The organism is Salinicola halophilus (assembly GCF_003206155.1).
In the GTDB taxonomy this organism is placed as follows: domain Bacteria; phylum Pseudomonadota; class Gammaproteobacteria; order Pseudomonadales; family Halomonadaceae; genus Salinicola; species Salinicola halophilus.
In genome coordinates, this window is the sequence record NZ_PZJV01000001.1 from 1,696,485 (window position 1) to 1,717,903 (window position 21,419).

At 61.5% G+C, this 21,419-nt stretch carries 20 protein-coding genes; 12 read left to right on the forward strand and 8 right to left on the reverse strand.

Annotation, left to right across the window (positions count from 1 at the left end):
* Positions 1-8 precede the first annotated feature (8 nt).
* Positions 9-1,280: a porin gene (locus DOM33_RS07560; protein ID WP_162617925.1), complete on the reverse strand. Its 1,272-nt coding sequence runs from the start codon at positions 1,278-1,280 to the stop codon at positions 9-11.
* 318 nt (positions 1,281-1,598) lie between these two features.
* Between DOM33_RS07560 and DOM33_RS07565 the strand changes: the two genes are divergently transcribed.
* The 6 genes from DOM33_RS07565 (at position 1,599) to DOM33_RS07590 (ending at position 8,871) form a co-directional block, all read left to right on the forward strand.
* Complete coding sequence (locus DOM33_RS07565) at positions 1,599-3,161, forward strand: bifunctional GNAT family N-acetyltransferase/carbon-nitrogen hydrolase family protein (protein WP_110667302.1); 1,563 nt, start codon at positions 1,599-1,601, stop codon at positions 3,159-3,161.
* Between the two features lie 3 nt (positions 3,162-3,164).
* Positions 3,165-3,983 (forward strand): M90 family metallopeptidase, encoded by an 819-nt coding sequence (locus tag DOM33_RS07570; protein WP_110667304.1) that lies wholly within the window; start codon positions 3,165-3,167, stop codon positions 3,981-3,983.
* Positions 3,984-4,333: 350 nt separating this feature from the next.
* On the forward strand, positions 4,334-4,516 hold the full coding sequence (yhhA, locus tag DOM33_RS16160) for a YhhA family cyclophane-containing RiPP (RefSeq protein WP_162617926.1): 183 nt from the start codon (positions 4,334-4,336) through the stop codon (positions 4,514-4,516).
* Between the two features lie 9 nt (positions 4,517-4,525).
* Positions 4,526-6,709: a cyclophane-forming radical SAM/SPASM peptide maturase YhhB gene (gene yhhB / locus DOM33_RS07575; protein ID WP_110667306.1), complete on the forward strand. Its 2,184-nt coding sequence runs from the start codon at positions 4,526-4,528 to the stop codon at positions 6,707-6,709.
* Positions 6,663-7,679 carry a hypothetical protein gene (locus tag DOM33_RS07580; RefSeq protein WP_162617927.1) on the forward strand — a complete coding sequence of 339 codons (1,017 nt, stop codon included), beginning with the start codon at positions 6,663-6,665 and terminating at the stop codon, positions 7,677-7,679. Before yhhB ends, DOM33_RS07580 begins: the two co-directional genes overlap by 47 nt.
* A gap of 712 nt (positions 7,680-8,391) precedes the next feature.
* Positions 8,392-8,871 carry a hypothetical protein gene (locus DOM33_RS07590; RefSeq protein WP_110667308.1) on the forward strand — a complete coding sequence of 160 codons (480 nt, stop codon included), beginning with the start codon at positions 8,392-8,394 and terminating at the stop codon, positions 8,869-8,871.
* A gap of 735 nt (positions 8,872-9,606) precedes the next feature.
* Here DOM33_RS07590 and DOM33_RS07595 read toward each other — a convergent pair.
* Positions 9,607-9,789, reverse strand: a complete 183-nt coding sequence (locus tag DOM33_RS07595; protein ID WP_338053836.1) for a hypothetical protein — start codon at positions 9,787-9,789, stop codon at positions 9,607-9,609.
* 283 nt (positions 9,790-10,072) lie between these two features.
* Here DOM33_RS07595 and DOM33_RS07600 point away from each other — a divergent pair, with 283 nt between their 5' ends.
* A complete protein-coding gene (locus DOM33_RS07600) occupies positions 10,073-10,831 on the forward strand; it encodes a hypothetical protein (RefSeq protein WP_110667310.1) in 759 nt (252 codons plus the stop codon).
* 111 nt (positions 10,832-10,942) lie between these two features.
* Here DOM33_RS07600 and DOM33_RS07605 read toward each other — a convergent pair whose 3' ends face one another.
* Entirely contained in the window at positions 10,943-11,290 is a 348-nt protein-coding gene (locus tag DOM33_RS07605; RefSeq protein ID WP_110667312.1) for a hypothetical protein, read from the reverse strand.
* A gap of 5 nt (positions 11,291-11,295) precedes the next feature.
* Positions 11,296-11,592 (reverse strand): YciI family protein, encoded by a 297-nt coding sequence (locus DOM33_RS07610; protein ID WP_110667314.1) that lies wholly within the window; start codon positions 11,590-11,592, stop codon positions 11,296-11,298.
* A 257-nt stretch (positions 11,593-11,849) separates the two neighbouring features.
* Here DOM33_RS07610 and DOM33_RS07615 point away from each other — a divergent pair, with 257 nt between their 5' ends.
* Both DOM33_RS07615 and ltaE read left to right on the forward strand, forming a co-directional pair.
* Positions 11,850-12,713 carry a sirohydrochlorin chelatase gene (locus tag DOM33_RS07615; RefSeq protein WP_110667317.1) on the forward strand — a complete coding sequence of 288 codons (864 nt, stop codon included), beginning with the start codon at positions 11,850-11,852 and terminating at the stop codon, positions 12,711-12,713.
* An 80-nt stretch (positions 12,714-12,793) separates the two neighbouring features.
* Positions 12,794-13,810, forward strand: a complete 1,017-nt coding sequence (gene ltaE / locus DOM33_RS07620) for a low-specificity L-threonine aldolase (RefSeq protein WP_110667630.1) — start codon at positions 12,794-12,796, stop codon at positions 13,808-13,810.
* 12 nt (positions 13,811-13,822) lie between these two features.
* On the opposite strand, the gene DOM33_RS07625 is transcribed toward ltaE, so the two are convergent.
* Both DOM33_RS07625 and DOM33_RS07630 read right to left on the reverse strand, forming a co-directional pair.
* Complete coding sequence (locus DOM33_RS07625) at positions 13,823-14,281, reverse strand: hypothetical protein (RefSeq protein ID WP_110667319.1); 459 nt, start codon at positions 14,279-14,281, stop codon at positions 13,823-13,825.
* Positions 14,282-14,417: 136 nt separating this feature from the next.
* Positions 14,418-15,278 (reverse strand): LysR substrate-binding domain-containing protein, encoded by an 861-nt coding sequence (locus DOM33_RS07630; protein ID WP_110667321.1) that lies wholly within the window; start codon positions 15,276-15,278, stop codon positions 14,418-14,420.
* A 299-nt stretch (positions 15,279-15,577) separates the two neighbouring features.
* Between DOM33_RS07630 and DOM33_RS07635 the strand changes: the two genes are divergently transcribed.
* The gene (locus DOM33_RS07635; protein WP_239495285.1) at positions 15,578-16,813 is read left to right on the forward strand and encodes a TauD/TfdA family dioxygenase; all 1,236 of its coding nucleotides are present in this window, start codon (positions 15,578-15,580) and stop codon (positions 16,811-16,813) included.
* Between the two features lie 89 nt (positions 16,814-16,902).
* Positions 16,903-17,898, forward strand: a complete 996-nt coding sequence (locus tag DOM33_RS07640; protein ID WP_110667323.1) for an ABC transporter substrate-binding protein — start codon at positions 16,903-16,905, stop codon at positions 17,896-17,898.
* Positions 17,899-18,039: 141 nt separating this feature from the next.
* Here DOM33_RS07640 and DOM33_RS07645 read toward each other — a convergent pair whose 3' ends face one another.
* On the reverse strand, positions 18,040-18,993 hold the full coding sequence (locus tag DOM33_RS07645) for a LysR family transcriptional regulator (protein ID WP_110667326.1): 954 nt from the start codon (positions 18,991-18,993) through the stop codon (positions 18,040-18,042).
* 335 nt (positions 18,994-19,328) lie between these two features.
* On the opposite strand from DOM33_RS07645, the gene DOM33_RS07655 reads away from it, so the two are divergent.
* Complete coding sequence (locus DOM33_RS07655) at positions 19,329-20,423, forward strand: tartrate dehydrogenase (protein WP_110667330.1); 1,095 nt, start codon at positions 19,329-19,331, stop codon at positions 20,421-20,423.
* Positions 20,424-20,608: 185 nt separating this feature from the next.
* On the opposite strand, the gene DOM33_RS07660 is transcribed toward DOM33_RS07655, so the two are convergent.
* Positions 20,609-21,388: a PEP-CTERM/exosortase system-associated acyltransferase gene (locus DOM33_RS07660; protein WP_162617928.1), complete on the reverse strand. Its 780-nt coding sequence runs from the start codon at positions 21,386-21,388 to the stop codon at positions 20,609-20,611.
* Positions 21,389-21,419: the final 31 nt, after the last annotated feature.

A 21,419-nucleotide genomic window follows, 5' to 3' on the forward strand; every position in this document is an offset into this window, starting at 1 on the left:
GCGCGTTCCTAGAAGATGAAGTCCAGACCGAGGCTGAAGATCGAACTCCACCCCCCGTTCCAGTCACTGTCGGTATCGCGCCATAGAAAGCCCGGGCTCTGTGTATCGATACGGTCGAACTGCGCCTTCAGCGCCAGATTGGCGGCGATATCGTAGCGTGCGCCCACCGAATAGGTCTGCTGATCGATGTCGCTACCGTCGGGGTTGGTGGACGTCGTCTTGACCTTGGAGAACATCACGTAGGGCGTCACCCGCTCGACGCGATAGCCCACGGAGACGAAACCGGAGTCGATCTGCCCGTCGTGGCGCGTCACCTTGCTGCGATTGACCATCGCCTGCACCGTCACCGGCCCCCGGTCGTAGAGCGCGCCCAGCGAAAAGAGCGTGATCCGGTCGAAGCCGAAGACATCCCCCAGCACGTTGTTGGCGTCGAGATTGGCGAACGGAATGCTGTCGATCTGATCGGCGACCGGGCCGCGGAAATCGACGTCCGAATGCACCTGGGTGTAGCTCACGCGAAACCGCCACGGCCCCGTCTCGTAGTCGAGGTTGCCGCCGTAGACCTGATCGACGTCGAATTCGGCGGACAGCCCCTCGGTGAGATAGATCTCGCTGTCGGAGCGCCCGGCGTAGAGCTTCAAGCGCACCAAGTCGCTGCCCACCGGCTGCGTGAACGTCACGTCCGCGCCGTCGATGTGCGTCAGCTGCAGCGTGCCGAAGTGATCCACCGGCGGGCGTACCCAGTTGTAGGCGTAACCGACGTAGCGCGAATCCGCCAGCTGGTAGACGTCCCAGCCCAGCCGCCCCGCGCGAAGCTGCACGGCGGGGTCGGGCCGGTAACGCACGAACGCCCAGCTCAGCTCCGGCTCGAAATGCCCGGACTCCTGATAGCGACTCAGCCCCTGGACCACCACGTCGAGTTCATCGGTGAAGCGATAGCCGAGCTGCGCGCCGAGCAGCGTATCGGTCTTGCCGCTCCAGCCCTCGCCTGCGCCCTCGCGCTGACTGATGTCGCGGATGAAGTCGGTGTTCTCCTGATTGCTGTGCACCGCGGCAAGCGTGCCGAAGCCGCTGAAGGTCAGCCGCTCGTCGCCCAGGGTCTGGCCGAACGCGGCCGACGTCAGCGCGGCTGACAAAAGCGCCCACGCCAACAGCCCCGAACCTGTCAGGCGCAGGGCGCCCCACACGACCCCAAAGGGTCGAGCGGGCGCGGCGCGAACATCATCCGCCCGCGCCCGGCCCCATCGCGAAATGGGCCGAGCGATACACAGTCGTCTCATGCGTGTCTCCGGCGCCGATGCCACCAGCGTCGTGAAGAAAAATGGGTTAGCTGGGTTCATTGTCGGCCGCTCTCTTCGATTCTTAAGCGCACTTCGGCTTGAGTTCGCCAGCCAGCGTCACCATCTGTGTCGATCCACGCAGGCTTTAGCTGGCGAGACGCTTTCCGACAGCCAGGGGCACCGGCGGTCGGTCGCGCCCGACGTGCTAGACTCAGCGCCTGTTTTTCGACCGGGACTTGGCAACCGTTCGTACGTCATCGCCGTACTCGAGGTTCCGCTCGACGATTCGTTTCTCCGCACCCAAGGAGCTAGGCACGCATGTCCCTGGAAGAACTGCATCTCAATCTGCGTAACCTCGCCTCCGAGGACTACCCGCAGCTCAAGCGGCTGATGGACGCCATCTACGACGACATCGGCGGCGCCTGGTCGAAGCTCACCATCGACAAGCTGATCGGCGAGTTTCCCGACGGCCAGATCCTGATCGAGGACGACGACAAGATCGTCGGCGTCGCGCTCACCGTGCAGGTGGATTACGACCGCTTCTCCAATCCGCACAAGTACGACGAGCTGATTGGCCATCGCGAGATCATCCTCAACAACGCCGAGGGCGACGCTCTCTACGGCCTCGACGTGCTGATCGACCCGGCCTACCGCGGCTACCGTCTTGGCCGGCGTCTCTACGAGGCGCGCAAGGATCTCTGCCGCTCGATGAACCTGCGTGCGATTCTCGCCGGCGGGCGGATTCCCAACTACCACCAGCACGCCAATGAGATGGAGCCGAGCGAGTACATCGAGCGGGTCGCGCGCAAGGAGTTCTACGACCCGATCCTCTCGTTCCAGCTCGCCAACGACTTTCTGGTCAAGCGGCTGTTGAAGAAGTACCTGCCCGAAGACGAGAAATCGATGGGCTACGCCACCCTGCTCGAGTGGAACAACATCCTCTACGAGCCGGCCAGTCTGGTGATCGACACCCGGCGGACCCAGGTGCGCGTGGGCGCGGTGCAGTGGCAGATGCGCGAATTCGACTCGGTGGAAAAAGTGCTCCAGCAGGTGGAGTTCTACGTCGACGCCATCTCCGACTACCAGAGCGACTTCGCCGTCTTCCCGGAGCTGTTTAACACCCCGCTGATGGGCCTGACCGATCAGACCGATCAGGTCGCGGCGATCCAGTTCCTGGCGAGCTTCACCGAGCGCTTCAAGACCGAGATCTCGCGCATGGCGATCTCCTACAACATCAACATCGTTGCCGGCTCGATGGTCGAGAAAGGCGAGGACGGCAAGCTCTACAACGTCTCCTACCTCTGCCACCGCGACGGCAACATCGACCGTCAGGCGAAGCTGCACATCACCCCGCAGGAGCGTCGCGACTGGATCGTCGAGGGCGGCGACGAGCTGCAGGTGTTCGAGACCGACGCCGGCCGCGTGGGCATCCTGATCTGCTACGACGTCGAGTTCCCGGAGCTGCCGCGCCTGCTCGCCGAGCAGGACATGGACGTGCTGATCGTACCGTTCTGGACCGACACCAAGAACAGCTATCTACGCGTGCGCCACTGCGCCCAGGCCCGCGCCATCGAGAACGAGTGCTACGTGGTCGCCTGCGGCAGCGTGGGCAACGTGCCCTCCATCGAGAACCTGGACATCCAGTACGCCCAGTCCTCCGTCTTCTCGCCGTCGGACTTCGCCTTCCCGCACGACGCGGTGATGTCGGAAACCACGCCGAACACCGAGATGGTGATGTTCTCCGACCTCGACCTGACCAAGCTCAAGCTGGTGCGTGCCGAAGGCGCCGTCACCAACCTGCGCGACCGCCGGCTGGATCTCTACGACCTGCGCCTGCGCGACTGGTCGTGGAAGTCGGGTAGCCGTCAGGAAGAGAACTGAGCCATGGGCTGGTGGGGCAGGCTGGGCCGGCGGCGTTCCCATGCGCCGGCCTTCGACCCCGATGTCTGGCGCCCCGTGCGCCAGAGCCTGCCGCTGCTGGCCGCGCTCACTGACGCCGAGGCCGAACGCCTGGGCTCCCGCGCCTGGGCACTGACCCATCGGCTACGCTGGTCCGCCGCGGGCGAGGTCGAGTTCGACCTGGCCGCCCAGCTCGCCATCGCCGCCCAGGCGTGCCTGCTGACGCTGGGCTGGAACGACGCCGACGCCGAGGCGGCCTTTGCCAACGTCCACGAGATCGTGCTGCTGCCGGACGCCTTTCACCGCCAGGTGGAAGAGATGGACGAGGCCGGCGTCATGCACGAATACACCGACGAGCGCGCCGGCGAGACCTCCTGGCGCGGCCCGGTGGCGCTCGCCATCCCCGAGATCGAAGAGAGCGGCGACTTCACCGGCTACAACGTCGTGATCCACGAGTTCGCCCACCAGCTCGACCTCGGCAACTCCCAAGATGTCGACGGCTTTCCCCCACTTGCCGCCAATAGCGACGTCACTGCCCAGGCGTGGCACCGCGTCTTCACCGCCGTGTGGGACGACCTGCAGGCGCACCTCGAACGCGACGAACCCACCCCCATCGACGACTACGCCGCCACCCACTCCGGCGAATGCTTCGCCGTCTGCTGCGAGCTGTTCTTCACTGCTCCGGATCGGTTGGTTGAGGTGTATCCCGAGCTTTACGACCTGTTGAGAAGGTATTTTGGGCAGGATGTGTTGGGAAGGGTTAAGCGGCAACAGATAACTGGATTCGATCAGGCGCAAGGTTGATCCCGCACGATACTCGTCCTGCCCAGTCTCGGAACCACCGCGCGCCCTGCTACCCTGACTAGCGAATTAATATCAAAATCGTTACTTGAAATAGACATTACTTTACATTACAAAGATGGATGACGTGGTGTCGGGTAGTGCTAGTGCAGGGGATAGGCATTTGAAGGCTAAGGCCGCTTACGACCCAAAGTAGAAATTGACTTTTGCCTACAAAAGCAAGCGTGATGTGGATCTACCGGTAAATCGCCACGCTGCGCCGAGGGCATATCTGATTGGTTTGAGATCGGGGGCTTGAATTTTGCGTGGGGGCTAAGCGATTATACCGTAATTCAACATGTAAGGAGTAAGTGATGTCTTCCGCAGCACATAAAATTAAAGATTCGACGCCGTCGGCGATCCGATCCAGCCTCGCCAAGGGTCAGAGCACCAACGCCGCTATTCAGCGCTTGCGTTCACGTGCTCTAGCTGAGTCCGAGACAAGCCAAGTCATCACCAGCTATGATCGCATGCACCACCGCCACAACCGCTCCTGAGTGACTCGCATGGACGCTGCTAAATTTACTTCCTTTCTCGTGAAGGTAGCATCGCGATGCAACCTAGATTGCGATTACTGCTATATCTACCAGCATGCGGATCAAAGCTGGCGTTCCATGCCCAAATTTCTGTCTGTAGAGTATCGTGAAGCTTTCGCTAGGCGACTGGCGGACTATGTCAGTGAAAGTGGCTTAAAACATTGTACTGTGGTTCTCCACGGTGGTGAGCCACTGCTGGCCGGAGCCCAGACGCTAGCGGATTTCGCAGGGGTTCTGCGTGGCGCCTGCGGTGTCCCAGTTGATGTCAGTATGCAAACCAACGGTTTGCTGCTCGATGACCGGGCATTGGCAGTTCTTGCCAATGCTGGTATAGGTATCTCATTGAGCCTCGACGGTCCGAAATCTGCCAACGACAAGCATCGGCTAACCCGTAAAGGACGATCCAGCTTCGAGGAGACGGAGCAGGCGCTCAAGCGCCTGCAGAATCATCCGGAGGTGTTCGCCGGTGTTATTGCCGTCATTGACGCCTCGACCAGCCCGGATAAGCTTTTCGAGTACTTCGATAGATTTCAGATACCTCGCCTAGATTTCCTCCTGCCCGATGCGCATTGGCTTCGTAAACCCCCAGGGCGTAATCAAGATCCCGGGCTTTATGAGCAGTGGCTGGTTAAAGCCTTTGACGTTTGGCTCGATCATTACGCCCATATCCCACTGCGCACGTTTGAGGCGTTGCTAGATGTGTGTGCTGGATTACCGTCGACAACTGATGCGTTCGGCTTCGGTGACGTAAGTCTGTTATCGATAGAAACGGACGGGAGCTACCATGATCTTGATGTTTTAAAAGTCACGCATGATGGCGCCACTCGTTTGTTTGGTAATGTCCTGGATACCCCGATTGCAGATGTAGCGTGTTCAGCTCCAATTCAAAAGCACAGAGGTTATCTGCGCAAGGATGGTTTGTCGGTTATTTGCCAATCTTGTGAAATTGTTGATATCTGCGGAGGAGGTTCACTTCCCCATAGATACGGAGAAAATGGCTTCATCAACCCGACCGTTTACTGCAACGAAATGAAGCGATTGATCGGTCATATCGGCGTCCGTTTGCAAGAACATCTGACTGGGGTAGCAGAGGAAGCCGACGTAGAGCCTCTGCCGGAGGGATTCGACCTTACCTGCTATGAGCGAGCCGAGACGGCTACAGCATCAATGGCTTGGTTAACTACCGTCGCGGAAGCTGATGCGGTCACCAGCCTGCGCAGTGCATTAAGCTTGCTTCCTGACAACAAACAGGCACTGCGACTGGCGTCACTGCCTGAAGAGGTGTTCAGCCGGGTAGCCCTACATCCCGGTACGATCGCATGGTCAAGTGCCATGATTTCTCAGCACCGCGGACAAGTTCTATTTGCAGTAGACGGCAGCACTGTAGACGCCAGCCCTGCTTATCTTCATCTTCTAGTCGAGCTGGCCGATTCATTTGATGGTGGTCAATTCTTAGATGTGGGACGCGATGATCAGTGGCTTAGAACCCCCTTTGGAGAGGCCATATTTTTCGAGGAAGCAGAACTGACTGTCGAAGGCCAGGCGCTGGTTAATAGTGCCATGAAAATTATACGAGACTGGCGGCCAGCACTTGCCGAAGAAATGATGGACGTATGCGGTGCCGTCCAGTTCGTTCGTGACCCGAACGCCAATCCCTACAAAATCGTATCGTTCAGCGACAACTCGGTACCAGGCGCCTTGTATGTATCGATCTCGCAAGGCAATCGTCTAATCGACCCCTATGACCTCGCAGACTCGCTTATCCATGAGCATCGACATCAGAAGTTGTATCTGCTGGAGCGCCATACGCCTACAGTAGAGAGAACAGCCGCTCAGGCTCTCGTCGTCTCACCCTGGAGGGAGGATTTACGCCCACCGTCTGGATTACTTCATGCAGTTTTTGTCTTTGTAGAACTGAGACGATTTTGGATGCATATCCGTGACCGAGGCCCTACCAATATGAACTCACGTGCCGTCAACCAGATCGCCGATACCGACAGCAATTTAGAGCAGGCGTTTGCCACACTTAAAGATTGTCCTCTAACAGACGTTGGCCAAGCGATTGTAATGTCACTGAGGCGTGCCGCTGTGGAAGGGAAACCATTAAATGAGCATGCTACCAATCTCGCTTCCGATCTCACGGTTACCCACTGATCCCTATAAACGGCACGCACAGCTGCGAGATTACTTTTGTGATAAAGATGCAGTAGCGTATGTCCAAGATAATCGATGGTTGTTAGAGCTGTATTGGTCAAACGAAGCCGACCGATATGTGGATCCTCGTCTCGATGAAGGTTTGGCGTGGTGGGGACCTATCGAATATACGGAAATGGCTGTCGCCCGAAAGCGCCGGGGGCGATTGCTATTAACACTCAACGACACATGGACGTTGGAAGGCTGGAGTCAATGGATTCAGAAGCACCCCGGACGATCGCATATGGATGTTGTGGTACTGCATGTTGATGACCACAGAGATGTTGGATCGCCACGGCTGTTCCAACAGGAAAAAGGATGGTATGACCCAATTACTGGAAAAATGATGGGACTGGATCAGCCTGATTCCGTGACGTGCGCGATTGAGAGCGGCGCTCTGGGAATGGGTAGTTTCCTAACTCCTTTTCTGCATTTCGCCCCGACCGCCGATGTAAGGCATCTGTGCCAAGCCCCTAAATGTGTTACTACGGTGGATTCGGTTATTCAGCCTATTCACATAAACGACACGCTACTGGTTCCGTCGATGCAGCGTCCGGCAATCAGGTTGGTACAAGATGCAGCCGGCGTAGGCTCGGGGCGTTATCGCTTCACTAATGACTTAGAAGCTTGGCTTGAAGGTGTTGCTCACTGCGGTAAAGACATCTTACTTCACATCGATATGGATTATTTCTGTAATAGATATGACGGGGACAGCGATTTCATTGAGAACCCTGGCCCCCTTAGTACGCCTCTTGAGCGTGTCTTGACCCATATTGATGAGTTATCAGGTGCATTGCGGCGACATCAGTTAATTAAACGCCTTGTCGATATCACTGTTGCCTTCTCGCCGGGCTTCTTCCCAGCAGAGTTCTGGGCTTCAACCTGTGATCGCTTGTTGATCGGTCTAGGAGAAGCACCGTGGCACGATTAATTAAAGCTAGCAGGAAGCGGGCCCAGCGAGCGAAGACGTCGAAGCCACCATCCGTAAGAGCCAAGTCCAGATTGGGGCCGGTAGCATCAAGCAATATTGAACTCGTTCGTACCGCTGGAACTTTGCTTCGGGGAGGAGGGCCAGAGGGAGAAGCATGGATCGTTATGGCGGAAGGCAAGCGGGCAGGTACCGCTTACATCAACGTTATCGAGGATGCAATCAGAGGGCGACATGCTTCATTCCACGTATTTCTGAATCGACCGAGCCAGGGAAGGCAGATCGGCCGCAGAGTTTATCAGCTCGGTTGCACTAACAGCCAGCACGAGGTCATCTATGCACACATGCGGAAGTCAAACATCGCATCACGTAACGCAGCCTTTCATGCAGGCTTCACCAGTGCAACGGCTCCAGAAGATACTCAACTTGTTTTGGTATGGCATCGCCAGCCGCCGCACCCCAGTAATAAGACGGCCCTAGAGATCAGCGACTCCTGACGGCCAGCTACAGGAAAGGGCAGCTGTAATTTGCATCATAGGCTAATTGATTTAAGTGCGCCATCTGGCATCGGCACCATTAGACTCAGGGTGGCATCTCGATTCGCGGATTTCGCAAGCCTTCGTTTCATAGTACGTAATAAGGCAACATCTTAGGCAACCGAGAGAAAAGAGCTTGAAAACGATTAATCTGCAATTTGATAAGAAACCCAGATGTTTTGATCTGGAGCGGTCAAGTCGTCATATCTCGGGCCGAAGAGGAATACTTTGAGACGCCATTCACTCGCCTTAGCTATCTCAGCCCATCAAAGGTGTTAGAAATAGGCTTTGGGTTAGGCATCTCTGCGGCTCTAAACCAAAAACGCCTGATGCCAATTCAGCAGGACATCTTCGAGATTGAGCGGAAAGGCTACATGGACCTAAAGATGTTCGCCGTTCCACACGCCAATGCGCGCCCGTTTTTTGGTTGCTGGCAAAAAGCGCATATCGAGGAACAGTACGACTTCATATTTTATGACCCCTTTGAATATATTCCGCACGGACGGGCGCCATACTCTGGCAGATCAGAAACGGCAGCAAGCCTGAAGCAGATTCTCAAACCCTCTGGGTACTATGCCATCCACATTTTGGTGATGGAGACGTGCCTGATGTGGAAGGATTCGACACTATCAATGTGGAGCTACTCAAGGTCAAGCTAATTAGAATGCCCGACGGGATTACCTGTGAAGACGTGGCGATTGTCTACCACCAGCACCAAGCTTAGCTGATAACCGCCTCGGCGCGTAAGTCGGTGCTGGCACAGCAGGCTTGATTATCCGCTTATGGCCAAAAGGAAAGCCTTCTCATTCTTCAACTTAAAGCTCTGACATTATACGATTTAATGAGCTCGATTTTAAAATTGATATCCATGGACGTTGGGAGGTTGAATAGCAGAAAATATAAACGCTGGACTGTCGGTGCTAACTGATTCGGATAATGCGTAGGCATCTATTTTTACTGAGTTACTGGCGGAGATCTCAGAACTTGGTGTAGCAAGGGTCAATGGAGCATATAGAGGATTGAAGGGGCAGATGAGCCGGATAAAGTTGACCTAAAATTTATTATAACATCGGCATTTGGTGATGATGGCTGGGCACCTTTATGGGTATTGCAAACCATATAAAAAAACACCCCTTCATGCGACTCGAAAAATAACGAACCCTATAAGCTAGAAAATTGGTTAAAACCGAATTATCATGAAATAGAAAAAGGATTTTGGTAATAATTGTGTGCATGCTCATATCTATATTAGAGGGAATATCCTGTAATAAAAATATGCAGTCGCTAGAATGCTGGCTGCGGCGTCATATCAACGCTGATTTAAATTCCGCTTTTGGCCGAAAGCGGACTTGATAAATGAATATTTCGCTTGCCATGACGCTATTCAAAGATACCTACCCTATAACCGCCAACACTTCCTCAAACTCCCCCGCCTCGGCCTGCAGCACCGGGTCGGCAGGAAACCGCCCCAGCGCCACGGCAAGATCGAAGAAGCCCTGCGCGGGGAGCCCTTTCCCGCGCCAGCTGACGATCAGCGCGGCGATGAAGGGGCAATTCTGCTCGGCGTCTTCATGCATCAGGGTTTCCAGCGACAGGGTGGCGCGGGGACCGGCTTTCGATGCCTGGCTTCGTCTAAAGAGTTGGGCTAACTGACGCCACGTCGCCTCAGCGGCGAGCTACATTAAGCCGGCAATCGGCACTCGTATGTTACATGGCAGGCAATTCGGTGCTGGGGCTAAATACAGCCAACCGTTGAAGACGTAGCCCGTGGAAACAAGGCGTGGTCACGGGCCGGTCGTCTAGACAGACAGCGGGTTACTGCCACACATCGATCACTAGGCTTAAGGAGCACTCGGCGGTATGAAACACCTTTTCTCACTACTTCTTTTCGTGACACTGGCGGTTGGCGCAGTGCCGAGTCAGGCGCAAGAGAAGACGAAAGACGAACTCGTCACGTCTCTTATCCAGCTGTTTGCGAACGATGATCGAGAAGCGCTCTCCCAGCGCGTCGACTATCCCATCGAGCGTCGCAAACCGATCCCGCCCATCAGCAACCGAGATGAGTTCCTCGACCGGTTCGATACGCTCTTCGATGCACCGTTCGTCGAAGCCATCGTCTCCTCGGACCCGGAGGAAGACTGGGTCAAAATGGGCCAGAAAGGAATCATGCTGCATCGAGGGGCACTGTGGCTGGATAGCGAGGGCGATATCCTGGCCGTGAATTATGTATCAGAGGCCGAACATGAACTCGGTAACGCGATCCTCGACCGGCAGAAGCGTGAGCTACATCCGAGCGTCAGTGAATTCGAGGAACCCAAGCTGAACTGGACGACGGATAGCTACCACATTCGCGTCGACGATCTGGGCGAACAGACCTACCGATACGCTGCCTGGCCCGTGGGTACACCGACCAGTGAAAAGCCCGAGGTCGTGATAACCGATGGCGATGTCAATTATGAAGGCAGCGGTGGCAATCATGACTACGCGTTCGAGCAGGGCGATTATCGCTATGTTTGCCAAGTCACTGTCATCGGTCATCCCGACTCGTTCCCGGGCTGGATCGAAATCTACAAGGACGGCGAGCTGATAAAAGAAGAGCACGTCCGCTCGACGGAATAGCGCCAGCGCCCCATGGGAAGCCACATTTCCCCCGTCTACGATGCTATCGACAACGAAACGCCCGCCTTCGACCGGAAGCGGGCGTTTCGCGAAACCACGGTGACATAGGCTCTAATCTGGCCGTGCCGCCAGCGCTCTCTCGAATGCCTCCCGCCACGCCTCGGCCTGCAGCGCCGGATCGGCAGGAAACCGCCCCAGCGCTACCGCGAGGTCGAAAAAGCCCTGCGCGGGGAGCCCTTCCCCGCGCCGGCTGACGACCAGCGCGGCGATGAAGGGGCGATGTTGCTCGGCGTCTTCACGCATCAGGGTTTCCAGCGCCTGGGCGACGCGCTGAATGGTGCGCGGCGGCTGTAGGCCCAGCGCCTCGGCGAGCTGCTGATAGGTGATCGGCAGCGCTTCGCGGGGTGCGGTTTCGAGAATCTGGCGGACGCGAGGCGGTAGTGCGGGATCGGGGGTCATCGGGCTCAGGCCGTCGGGTCGAACAGTTTCACTTCGCGAATCTCCACATGCTCCCAGACGTGGCCGGTCATGTAGGGCTCGGCGGCAAGCCAGGCGTCGAGTGCGCTGCGGTCTTCGAAGCAGAGATGCACGCTGGAGCCGATCATCCGGCCCTCGTCGTCGAGAATCGCCCCGCCGCTGACAAACTCCCCTTCGCTTGCCAGCACACGAATGCCTTCCAAGTGCGCGTCGCGGTGGGCGAGCCGGCGCCCGAGAGCGTCGTCATCGGTATAGTCGTAAGCCACTAATGCGTACTGTCTCATGCCAGGCTCCGGTCGTTCTTTCGCCAGCGGTGGAAGTCGGCATCATGCGGCAACCGCGCGGCGGGAACAAACCGACATTCTGCATGCGACGGCCCGGCGCGTCGCTTCTGCCGGCCGCTCGCGCTCGGGTATGCTGGGCGGCGTTGGGTTCGTGCCTTGGCGAATCGTCAAATGCTGCTCTTTTCCGCACGCCCTCTACCTACGCTCCTGCCGCGCCCATTTTTCCACGCCCGCTACCGCGCCCATTGCGAGGTCCCATGCGAAAGATTCTGCTCGTCGACAACGGCTCCCTGCGCCCTGCCGCGACGCTCAACCTGCGCCGGCTCGCCGAGGCCTTGAGTCAGGCCAGCGGTGAGACGGTCGAGGCCGCCTCATTACTGCACTCGTTCAAGATTCCGCCAGAGGAACTGGGCGGCCAGAAAGCCGTATCGGTGGGGCCGCTGGCCGAGCGCTACGCCGCCGCGGGCATGACCGAGCTGCTGATCCTGCCGTTCTTCTTCGGCCCCAGCAAAGCGCTGACCGGTTACCTGCCGGAGCGTCTGGCCGAAGTGCAGGCCCACTACCCGCAGCTTTCGATCACGGTCGCCCCGCCGCTGGTCGACACGCACCTGGCGCCGGACCTGCGTCTGGCGCAGCTACTGGCCGACAACGTGCGCGAGCGCATTACCGGCCAGACGCGACCGAAGGTCGTGCTGGTGGACCACGGCAGCCCGATCCCCGAGGTGACGGCGGTGCGCAACTATCTCGCTGGGCAGTTGAGCGCGCTGCTCGCGGATGAAGCCGAGTGCGTGACCTTCGCCTCGATGGAGCGCCGCGAGGGCGAGGCGTACCGCTTCAACGAGCCGCTGCTGGAAAACCTGCTGGCCTCCCCCGCCCTGGCCGAGAGCCACGTGATTCTCTCGATGCTGTTTCTCTCGCCGGGCCGACATGCAGGCGAAGGCGGCGATATCGCCGAGATCTGCACCCAGGCGATGGCTCACACCCCCGGGCTCAACGTCGACACGACGCGGCTGGTGGGGGAAAACGACGCCATCGTCGAGATTCTCGCCACGCGCTTGCAGCAGGCGCTCGCCGGCGGGCCGTTGCTGATGGCGTGCCCTGCCGTGTCGCCCCACGCCTGACATCTCGCTAGCCACAGTCCGTTGAAGGCGGAATCAGCGGCATGCCTGGCGACTTCCCTAACAATTTCAAAGGTTCTTTCATGATCGATCTACGCAGTGACACCGTGACCCGCCCCAGCGCCGAGATGCAGCGCGTGATGGCCGATGCCCCGCTGGGTGACGATGTCTGGGGCGACGACCCGAGCGTCATCCGCCTGCAGCAATACGTCGCCGAGCGCACGGGTAAGGCGGCGGCGCTGTTCTTCCCCACCGGCACGCAGAGCAATCTGGTGGCGCTGATCAGCCACTGTCAGCGCGGCGACGAATACATCGTCGGCCAGCAGGCGCACACCTACCGTATGGAGGGCGGCGGCGCGGCGGTGCTCGGGGGGATTCAGCCCCAGCCGATCGACAACGAGGCCGATGGCCGCCTGCCGCTTGCGAAGATCGAGGCGGCGGTCAAGCCGATCGACCCGCACTTCGCCCGCACCCGGCTGCTGGCGCTGGAGAACACCTTCCACGGTGAGGTGCTGGACGCCGACTACGTTGCCGAAGCGACGGCGCTGGCCCGCCGCCACGGGCTGGCGACGCACCTCGACGGCGCGCGCATCGGCAATGCCGCAGCCGCCAGCGGCGCGAGCCTGGCCTCGCTCTGCGCGCCCTTCGATACGGTCTCGATCTGCTGCTCGAAGGGATTGGGGGCGCCGGCGGGCACGGTGCTGGTGGGGCCTGAGGCGTTCATCGACACCGCGCGGCGCTGGCGCAAGGTGGTCGGCGGCGGGATGCGCCAGGTGGGGATGCTCGCCGCGGCGTGCGAGTACGCCCTCGAGCACCACCTGCCCACACTGACGCAGGACCACGCCAAGGCGGCGCGACTCGCCGAGGGGCTGGATGGCATCGACGGCATCACGGTGACGCGCCGGGCCACCAACATGGTGTTCGTGCGCTTCGAACGTGAGGGCTTCGATCCGGCGCATCTTCACGCCTGGCTGCGCGAGCGGGACATTCTGGTGGGCGCGCTCTACGCCCCGCGCTTCGTCACCCACCGCGACGTCTCCGAGGCGCAGATCGAGCGGGTGATCGAAGCGATGCGCGACTACTTCGCCCAGACGGCCTGAGCCAGCCCCGCTTCAATCGAGCTGGGTGTTGGAGGCGCGCGACGGCCGTGTCGGGCCGCCGCCGGTGGTAGAGGTCGTGTTGGACTGGATCGCATCACCGGCGGGGGCGCTAGGGTCGCAGGCCCGCCTGGCCGTCGAGACGGTGGTGCCGCCGTCGTTGCCATGGCAGATGGTACCGCCGCTCGATCGTTCGCGGTCGCGCTCCCGGTACTCGCGCTGCACCAGCCCCGGATTGACGTTGAGCTCCAGATGCCGCGGCACGTAGTCGGCGCGGCCGTCGCGGTTGCGATCCGGCAGGTAGTGGCGCTTGCCGGTATGCGGATTGACCACCGAGACGCCGTCGGCCAGTGCCGGCGCCGCCAGCATCGTCCCGCTCAGCGCCAGCGCGATGGCGGCCAGCGCCGCGCGGCCAACCCTCAGATACCGGCCGGTGGTGCCGGGGCGCGCGCCTCGCCTCGTCGAATTTGTCATGGCGTGTTCTCCTCTCGGTGGCATCGATCTTCGCCGCTGCCTTTAGACTAGTGCATACCGTCCTATCGGCCGATGCCGCGCCGAGATTGACACGCTCTCTCCACGATTGCGCCCGTGTCCGTGCTCACGCTCACGCTCATCCGGCATTGGCGAGCCACTCCCATAGCGCCGCGGCGGGCTCGCGCATCTGGCGGTTGGCCGGGCGCACCAGCCAGAACGCCTCGTCGGTGCCCATGTCGAATGCGAACGGCGCCACCAGGTCGCGGCTGGCTTCCAGCAGCCGCCGGTGCGAGAGCGCCACGCCGCCGCCGTAGGCGGCCATGGAGAGCGTGGTGACGTGGGTGTCGCAGATCATCGCCCGGCAGCGGGTCTCCAGCCCGGCAACGCCCGCCTCGGCGAGCCAGCGCGGCCAGCCGGCGTCGAACCCGGCGGCGTGCAGCAGCGTCTGCCCGGCGAGATCCTCCGGCGCCTGCAGCGTCTTCGCCATCGCCGCGCAGCAGACCGGCAGCAGCCGCTCCTCGCCCAGGTGGTGGACGACCAGATCGCTCCACTCGCCGCGGCCGTAGCGCACTTCCAGATCCGCCCCCTCGATGCCGAAATCCTCCGCCCAGATGGCGCTGACCAGGCGCAGCGTGATGTCCGGACGAATCTGCTGAAAGCGCATCAGCCGCGGGGCCAGCCAGGTCTGCTGCATCGCGGGGGTCGCGCGTAGCGTGATCGGCGCATCGGGGCTGGGGCCGAAGACTTCCGCGGTGCCTTCGGCGAGCCGGCGGAACGCCTCCTGCACGCTGGGCAGCCACGCCTGCCCGGCCGGCGTCAGCGCGAGACTGCGCGGGTAGCGCACGAACAGCGGCTGCCCCACCCGATCCTCCAGCAGCCGAATGCGCTGACTGATTGCCGACTGGGTCACGCCGAGTTCGCGCCCGGCTTCGGTGAAGCTGAGCGTGCGCGCGGCGGATTCGAACGCCTGCAGCCAGAGAATCGGAGGGGTGTTCATCGGGGTTGCGCCTCATCACGTTGGAATCGAGCCGTCCGCGTGGCCTCGCAAGCCGATGCGCGATGCCGACCTACATTGTCGAGCCACTACGCCGGCCCATTATGTCGCCCCACTGCGCCGACCCACTATGTCGACCCACTACGCCGACCCACTGGGAATCATAAAGAAAAGTGAGACATTAGCTGAGCTTGGCCTAAGCGGCCAAATCTATCGTTTGTGAAGCAAATCAGGGACGCGCATCCTGAACGGGTATTCAACAACCCGTCATCCGATGGCTCGACCATCGAGGAGAAGTCTTCATGTCAGCGATCGATACGCTCGAAGAACCATCCACGCTCGGCCAGGGTCCGCACGACGATTCACCGCTCGAGATGGCGGAGCTGCGGCGCTATCGCCGTGGCGATGCCTCGCCGGATACCGATCTGCTCGCCGCCGAGCGCCAGGGGCAGCGCGTCGTAGTGCGCTGGGCCAACGGCGACACCGGCGAGTTCCCGCAGATGTGGCTTCGCGATCACTGCGCCTGCGCCGAGTGCCGCCATCCGATGACGCGAGAACGCCTCTACAAGCTGATGGACGATCCGCTGTGGGCGCGTCTGGCCGAGCAGGACGGCCTGACGCGGATCGACATCGAGGCCGATCGCCTCGTGCTCGTCTGGGCCGACGGGCATGTCTCGCGTTTCGACGCGGGCTGGCTGCACCAGCGCCGCCCGGGACAGGCGCTGGCCTCGCTGCTGCCGCCGGCGCGTGCCTGGCGTGAACGCTTCCAGCCCGAGCGCGTCGACTACACCGAATTCACCGAGAGCGATGCAGGGCGCGCCCAGTGGGTGACGGCGGTACTGCGCGACGGTCTGGCGCTGCTCGACGACGGCCCGCGGGAGCTCGAGACGGTGTCGCGCATTGCCGAGCGCATCGGGCCAATGCGCTCGACCAACTTCGGCGGGCGCTTCGACGTGCAGTCCAAGCCCAACCCCAACAACGCTGCCTTCACCGCGATCGGGCTCGAACTGCACACCGATCTGCCCAACTGGCGTCAGCCGCCGGACATTCAGCTGCTCTACTGCCTGGAGAACGCCGCCGAGGGAGGTGAATCCAGCTTTACCGACGGTTTCGCCGCCGCCGAGGCGCTGCGAGAGCGGGCGCCCAAAGCGTTCGAGATCCTCGCTCACACACCCATCGACTTTCGCTTTCAGGACGAAGGGCACGACATCGCGGTCCACGAGCCGATCATCGATCTGGATGCCGACGGCCATCCGCGGGAGATTCGCTTCAACAACTGGATTCGTGACACGCTGAGCCTGCCCGCCGATCAGATGGAAGCGTGGTATGCGGCCTATCGCGAATTCTGGCAGGAGCTTCGCGACCCGGCGCGCCGCGTCGAGCTGAGCCTGGCGCCGGGGCAGATGGTGGCGTTCGACAATCGCCGTGTCCTGCACGGCCGCAACGCCTTCGACCCCAACACGGGCAAGCGCCATCTCCAAGGGCTCTATCTGGATCGGGACATGCTGGAGTCTCACCTACGGGTGCTCTCCCGCTAGGCGTCGCCAGTCGACAGCTTCGGGCGACGCCGATTCGACAATGACGTCATTCCAATAACGACCCACCACGGGAACGGGATATCACAACAATGCCAATACGACCAAAAACGCTTTCCAGTACATCGAACACGCCGCGCCATCGCCCCCACGCGCGTCGCCTCGCCGTCGCCCTCAGTGCCGGATTGGGCGCCGGGCTTCTCGTCGCCTCCCTGGCGCACGCCGCCGACGACGAGGTGATCTTCGGCGTGCCGGCCTGGCCCGGGATCACCGTCAAGACCGAGATCGCCAGCCAGCTGCTGGAACCGCTGGGCTACACGACTCAGAGCCGCGAGATCGGCCTGCAGGTGATCTATCAGGGGCTGACGACCGGCGACGTGGACGTCTTCCTCGGTGCCTGGCTGCCGGCACAGAACCCGATGCTCGAGCCGCTCGAGGCTGACGGCAGCATCCAGCGTCTGGCGACCAACGTCACCGGGGCGCAGATGACCCTGGCGGTGCCGGACTACGTGTTCGAGGACGGCGTCACCTCGTTTGCCGATCTCGACCCCAACCGAGAGGCCTTCGACGGCGAGATCTACGGCTTCGGCGCCGGCTCGGCGGCCAGCGAGATCCTCAACGAGGCGATCGACGCCGACACCTGGGGGCTCGGCGACTGGACGCTGGTGGATACCAGTACCGTGGGCATGCTGAGTGCAGCGAAAAGCGCGATCAACAACGAAGAGCCCATCGTCTGGGTCGGCTGGACGCCGCACTGGATGAACCTCGAGCTGCCGATGCGCTATCTCGAGGACGACAAGAACCTCTTCGGCGAGGGCAATGGCGAGAGCGACGTGCGCACGCTGATGGCGAGCGACTACGCCGAGGCGAACCCCAACCTGGTGAGCCTGTTCGATCGGTTCAGCTTCTCCGCCGAAGAGCAGAGCTGGATGATTCAGCAGTACGGCCAGGAAGAGCGCGCATTCGATCAGGTCGCGAGCGACTGGATTGCGGCACACCCCGAGCGCATCGAAGCGATGCTGGAAGGCGTGACGACGCGGGACGGCGAGCCCGCCTGGCCGGCGGTGCGCGAGGCGCTGTCGCTCTGACGTCACGAGCCGTCCGGCGAGCCCGGCGAATTAACAAAATTTTGTTACAAAATGACCGGCATTTTTTTGCCGTCACGGGGAACTAACCGCTCGGCGACGACTCTGAGTCAGTGTTCCCTTGAATGATCCCTTACTTGCCCACTATCCCCTAGTGGGCATTTTTTTGTCCGAAATTTGGGTATCGGGCAGTTCGGGCACCCGCCCGGCCATCTCCGTCACCATGAAATCGACGAAATGACGCACCCGGGCACTGTTGCGCGCCCGCTCGCTGTAGAGCAGATGGAAGTCTGCCCGGACGCCCTGCCACTGCGGCAGCAGCCTGACCAGATCGCCACTCGCCAGGTGATCGTGAACGTCCCACCAGGAGCGCAGCAGCACGCCGTGTCCGTCCAGCGCCATACGCGTCATCGCTTCGGCGTCGTTACTGGCCAGTCGGCCCTGGACCCGGACGTTACGCTGAACTGACGGGGCGTCGGTCGCCTCGAACCGCCACAGCGAATAGTCGGTATCGTTCTCGCGCACGATCAGGCAGCGATGATCCGCCAGATCCTCCAGCTGCTCGAGTGCCGGCGCCGCCGCGAGATAGGCCGGTGCCGCGCAGAGGATGCGCCGGTTGGCGAGCAGTCGTTTGGCGATCCAACGCGCATCCGGCGGGTCGCCGACGCGAATGTTGACGTCGAACCCCTGCGCGTCGAGCCCCACCGGAAAGCTGGTCAGCTCCAGCAGCAGCTCCAGCTGCGGATGACGGTCGGCAAAGCGCGAGATCAGCGGCGCGACGTGACGCCGGCCGAAGCCGAACGTGGCGTTGATTCGCAGCCGCCCCGTGAGCGCACGGCCCTGATCGCGCAAGGCGTTCTCCAGGTCGCCCAGCTCGTCGAGGATCAGCGCGCCCCGTTGCAGGTAGTGCTCGCCTTCGGCGGTCAGCGCCAGGCGCCGCGTCGTCCGTGCCGCCAGGGAAACCCCCAGCCGCGCCTCGAGCTGCTGCAGTCGCTTGCTCACGGCCGACAGCGATAGCCCGAGTTCGCGGGCAGCACCGGTGAGGCTGCCGGCCTGAGCGATATGCTGAAAGAACGCCAGATCGTCCATCGCCGTCATTGAATTCTCCACTCTGGCGCAACAGTCGGTTCGATATTACCCGGATTATCCTCGACGGGTCAGGCACTACACTGAGACGACCGACCTCGGCGCGGGAGCCTGCGTATGTTCGATGGATTTCGCGACTTCGCTATCGGCGTCGGCGTCCCGCTGGCCGGCTTGAGGGAGGGGAATCCGGCACGAGCGAACGTTGCTTCGACGCGCTCGCCGAGTGGCGGGCGGTTTCCCTTGCCGGCGTTCAGGGCGACGCCCTGCACTGCGGCCACTCTCTTCCCGAGGAAGCACCGGATGCGGTCTTCCAGCCACACTGCTCGACTTCATGAGGTAAGCCAACCATGGCACAGAACACCACCCACAGAATCGCCGTCATCGCCGGCGACGGCATCGGCACCGAAGTCGTTCCCGAAGGTCTGCGCGCGCTCGAGGCCGCCGCCAAGCGTTTCGACATCTCGCTCGAATTCGAGACCTTCGAGTTCGGCAGCTGCGACTATTATCTCGAGCACGGCAAGATGCTGCCGGACGATTGGTTCGAGACGCTCTCCCGGTTCGACGCGATCTTTTACGGGGCGGTGGGCTGGCCGGAGAAAGTGCCGGATCACGTCTCGCTCTGGGGGTCGCTACTGCAGTTCCGCCGCCACTTCGATCAGTACGTCAATCTGCGCCCCTGCCGGCTGATGCCGGGCATCAAGAGCCCGTTGGCCGACCGTGAGCCCGGCGACATCGACTTCTACGTGGTACGCGAGAACACCGAGGGCGAGTACTCGAGCATCGGCGGCAAGATCTTCGAGGGTACTGAGCGGGAAACCGTGATGCAGGAGACGGTGATGACCCGCACCGGGGTCGATCGCGTGCTGAAGTATGCCTTCGACCTCGCTCAGACCCGGCCGCGCCAAAAGCTCACCTCGGCGACCAAGTCCAACGGCATCTCCATCACCATGCCGTACTGGGACGAGCGGGTGAAAGCGATGGCCAAGCACTACCCCGAGGTCAGCGTCGATCAGTTCCATATCGACATTCTCACCGCCAACTTCGTGCTGCACCCGGACTGGTTCGACGTCGTCGTCGCCAGCAATCTCTTCGGCGACATTCTTTCCGACCTGGGTCCGGCGTGTACCGGCACCATCGGCGTGGCGCCGTCGGCCAACATCAACCCCGAGGGCAAGTTCCCCAGCCTGTTCGAACCGGTCCACGGCAGCGCCCCGGACATCGCCGGCAAGGGGATCGCCAACCCCATCGGCCAGATCTGGTGCGGTGCGATGATGCTCGAGCACCTGGGCTACAACGAGGCGGGCGCGGCGATGGTCACGGCGATCGAATCGGTACTCGCGTCGAACGACGCCTCGATCCTGACGCCGGATCTCAAGGGCCAGGGCACCACGGACACCCTCGGCCGGGCCATCGTCGAGGCGCTGGAGACGCCGAGCCGCTGAGCCAGAGCCGGCGCCTGGCGGCGCCGGCTTGAGTCATGCCCATCGAGGCGGCAACGCCAAGACGGCCGATAACGGCACTCCCGTGAGGAGAGGACATCGTCCGCTCGCCCTATCGCCGCCGGTTCATCGCCACCCACCCCGCGCCCTCAACCCTCGCCCATGAGCCTCGGGCCGATGAAGCGGCCTCAGGCGAAATCGGGCCGCGTGGCAGTCGCGTGTCGGTTCGATGCGGCGAACTGCGCGCTGAGGGTATCCGCGATTCGCTGATAGAAGCCCTGCAGTGAGGGTTTGAGGGTCTCGCGTGCCCGGTGCTGATCGATGTAGTACGCCGCGCGCACGCCGTTGAAGGGCTGAAGCTCGCCCACGCGCTCGAAACGCAGCCCGAAGCGGCCGAGAAGCCGCGCGAGCCGAGGCTCCATCAGGGCGAAGGCGTGGCGGCGCTCGACGAGTTCGATCATCACGGTCGAGGCGCAATAGACCGCACCGCCGAGCAGCGAGGCGACTCGGATCGCCTCCGCGTGCGGGATCGCGCCCGGTTCGCCGCACCCGTCCGCCTCGACGCGTTCGCCGCCGAGGCGCTTGCGGTATCGCCCCAGAATCGCTGCGCGGGATACCTCGCAGATGGTCTCGCGGGGCAGCTTGGTGGGGATGAGATCGGCATGGGAGAAATAGCCCTCGGCGTGCGTTTCGACCGGCAGCGTGGCAAGCCCGGCCTCGGCACTCCCCGGTGAGACGACACGAATGCAGGCGACCGTCTCGCCGGTGTGTCGATCCCGCACCAGGCAGTGCAGCGCGCAGGCATCGAAGGCATCGAACTCGAGGGCCTGCGCCGGCGCACCGGGCATCTGGTGGCCGAACTCGCCGGTATAGACGTTGTAGCGAAGCGCATAGACCTCGCGTTTCTGCGCCGGCGTCAGCGCCAGCACGAATTCGAAATGGTCCCAGAACCTCTCATGAATGGGCATTGTCGTTCCCTGGGTCGTCATCGACGATTGT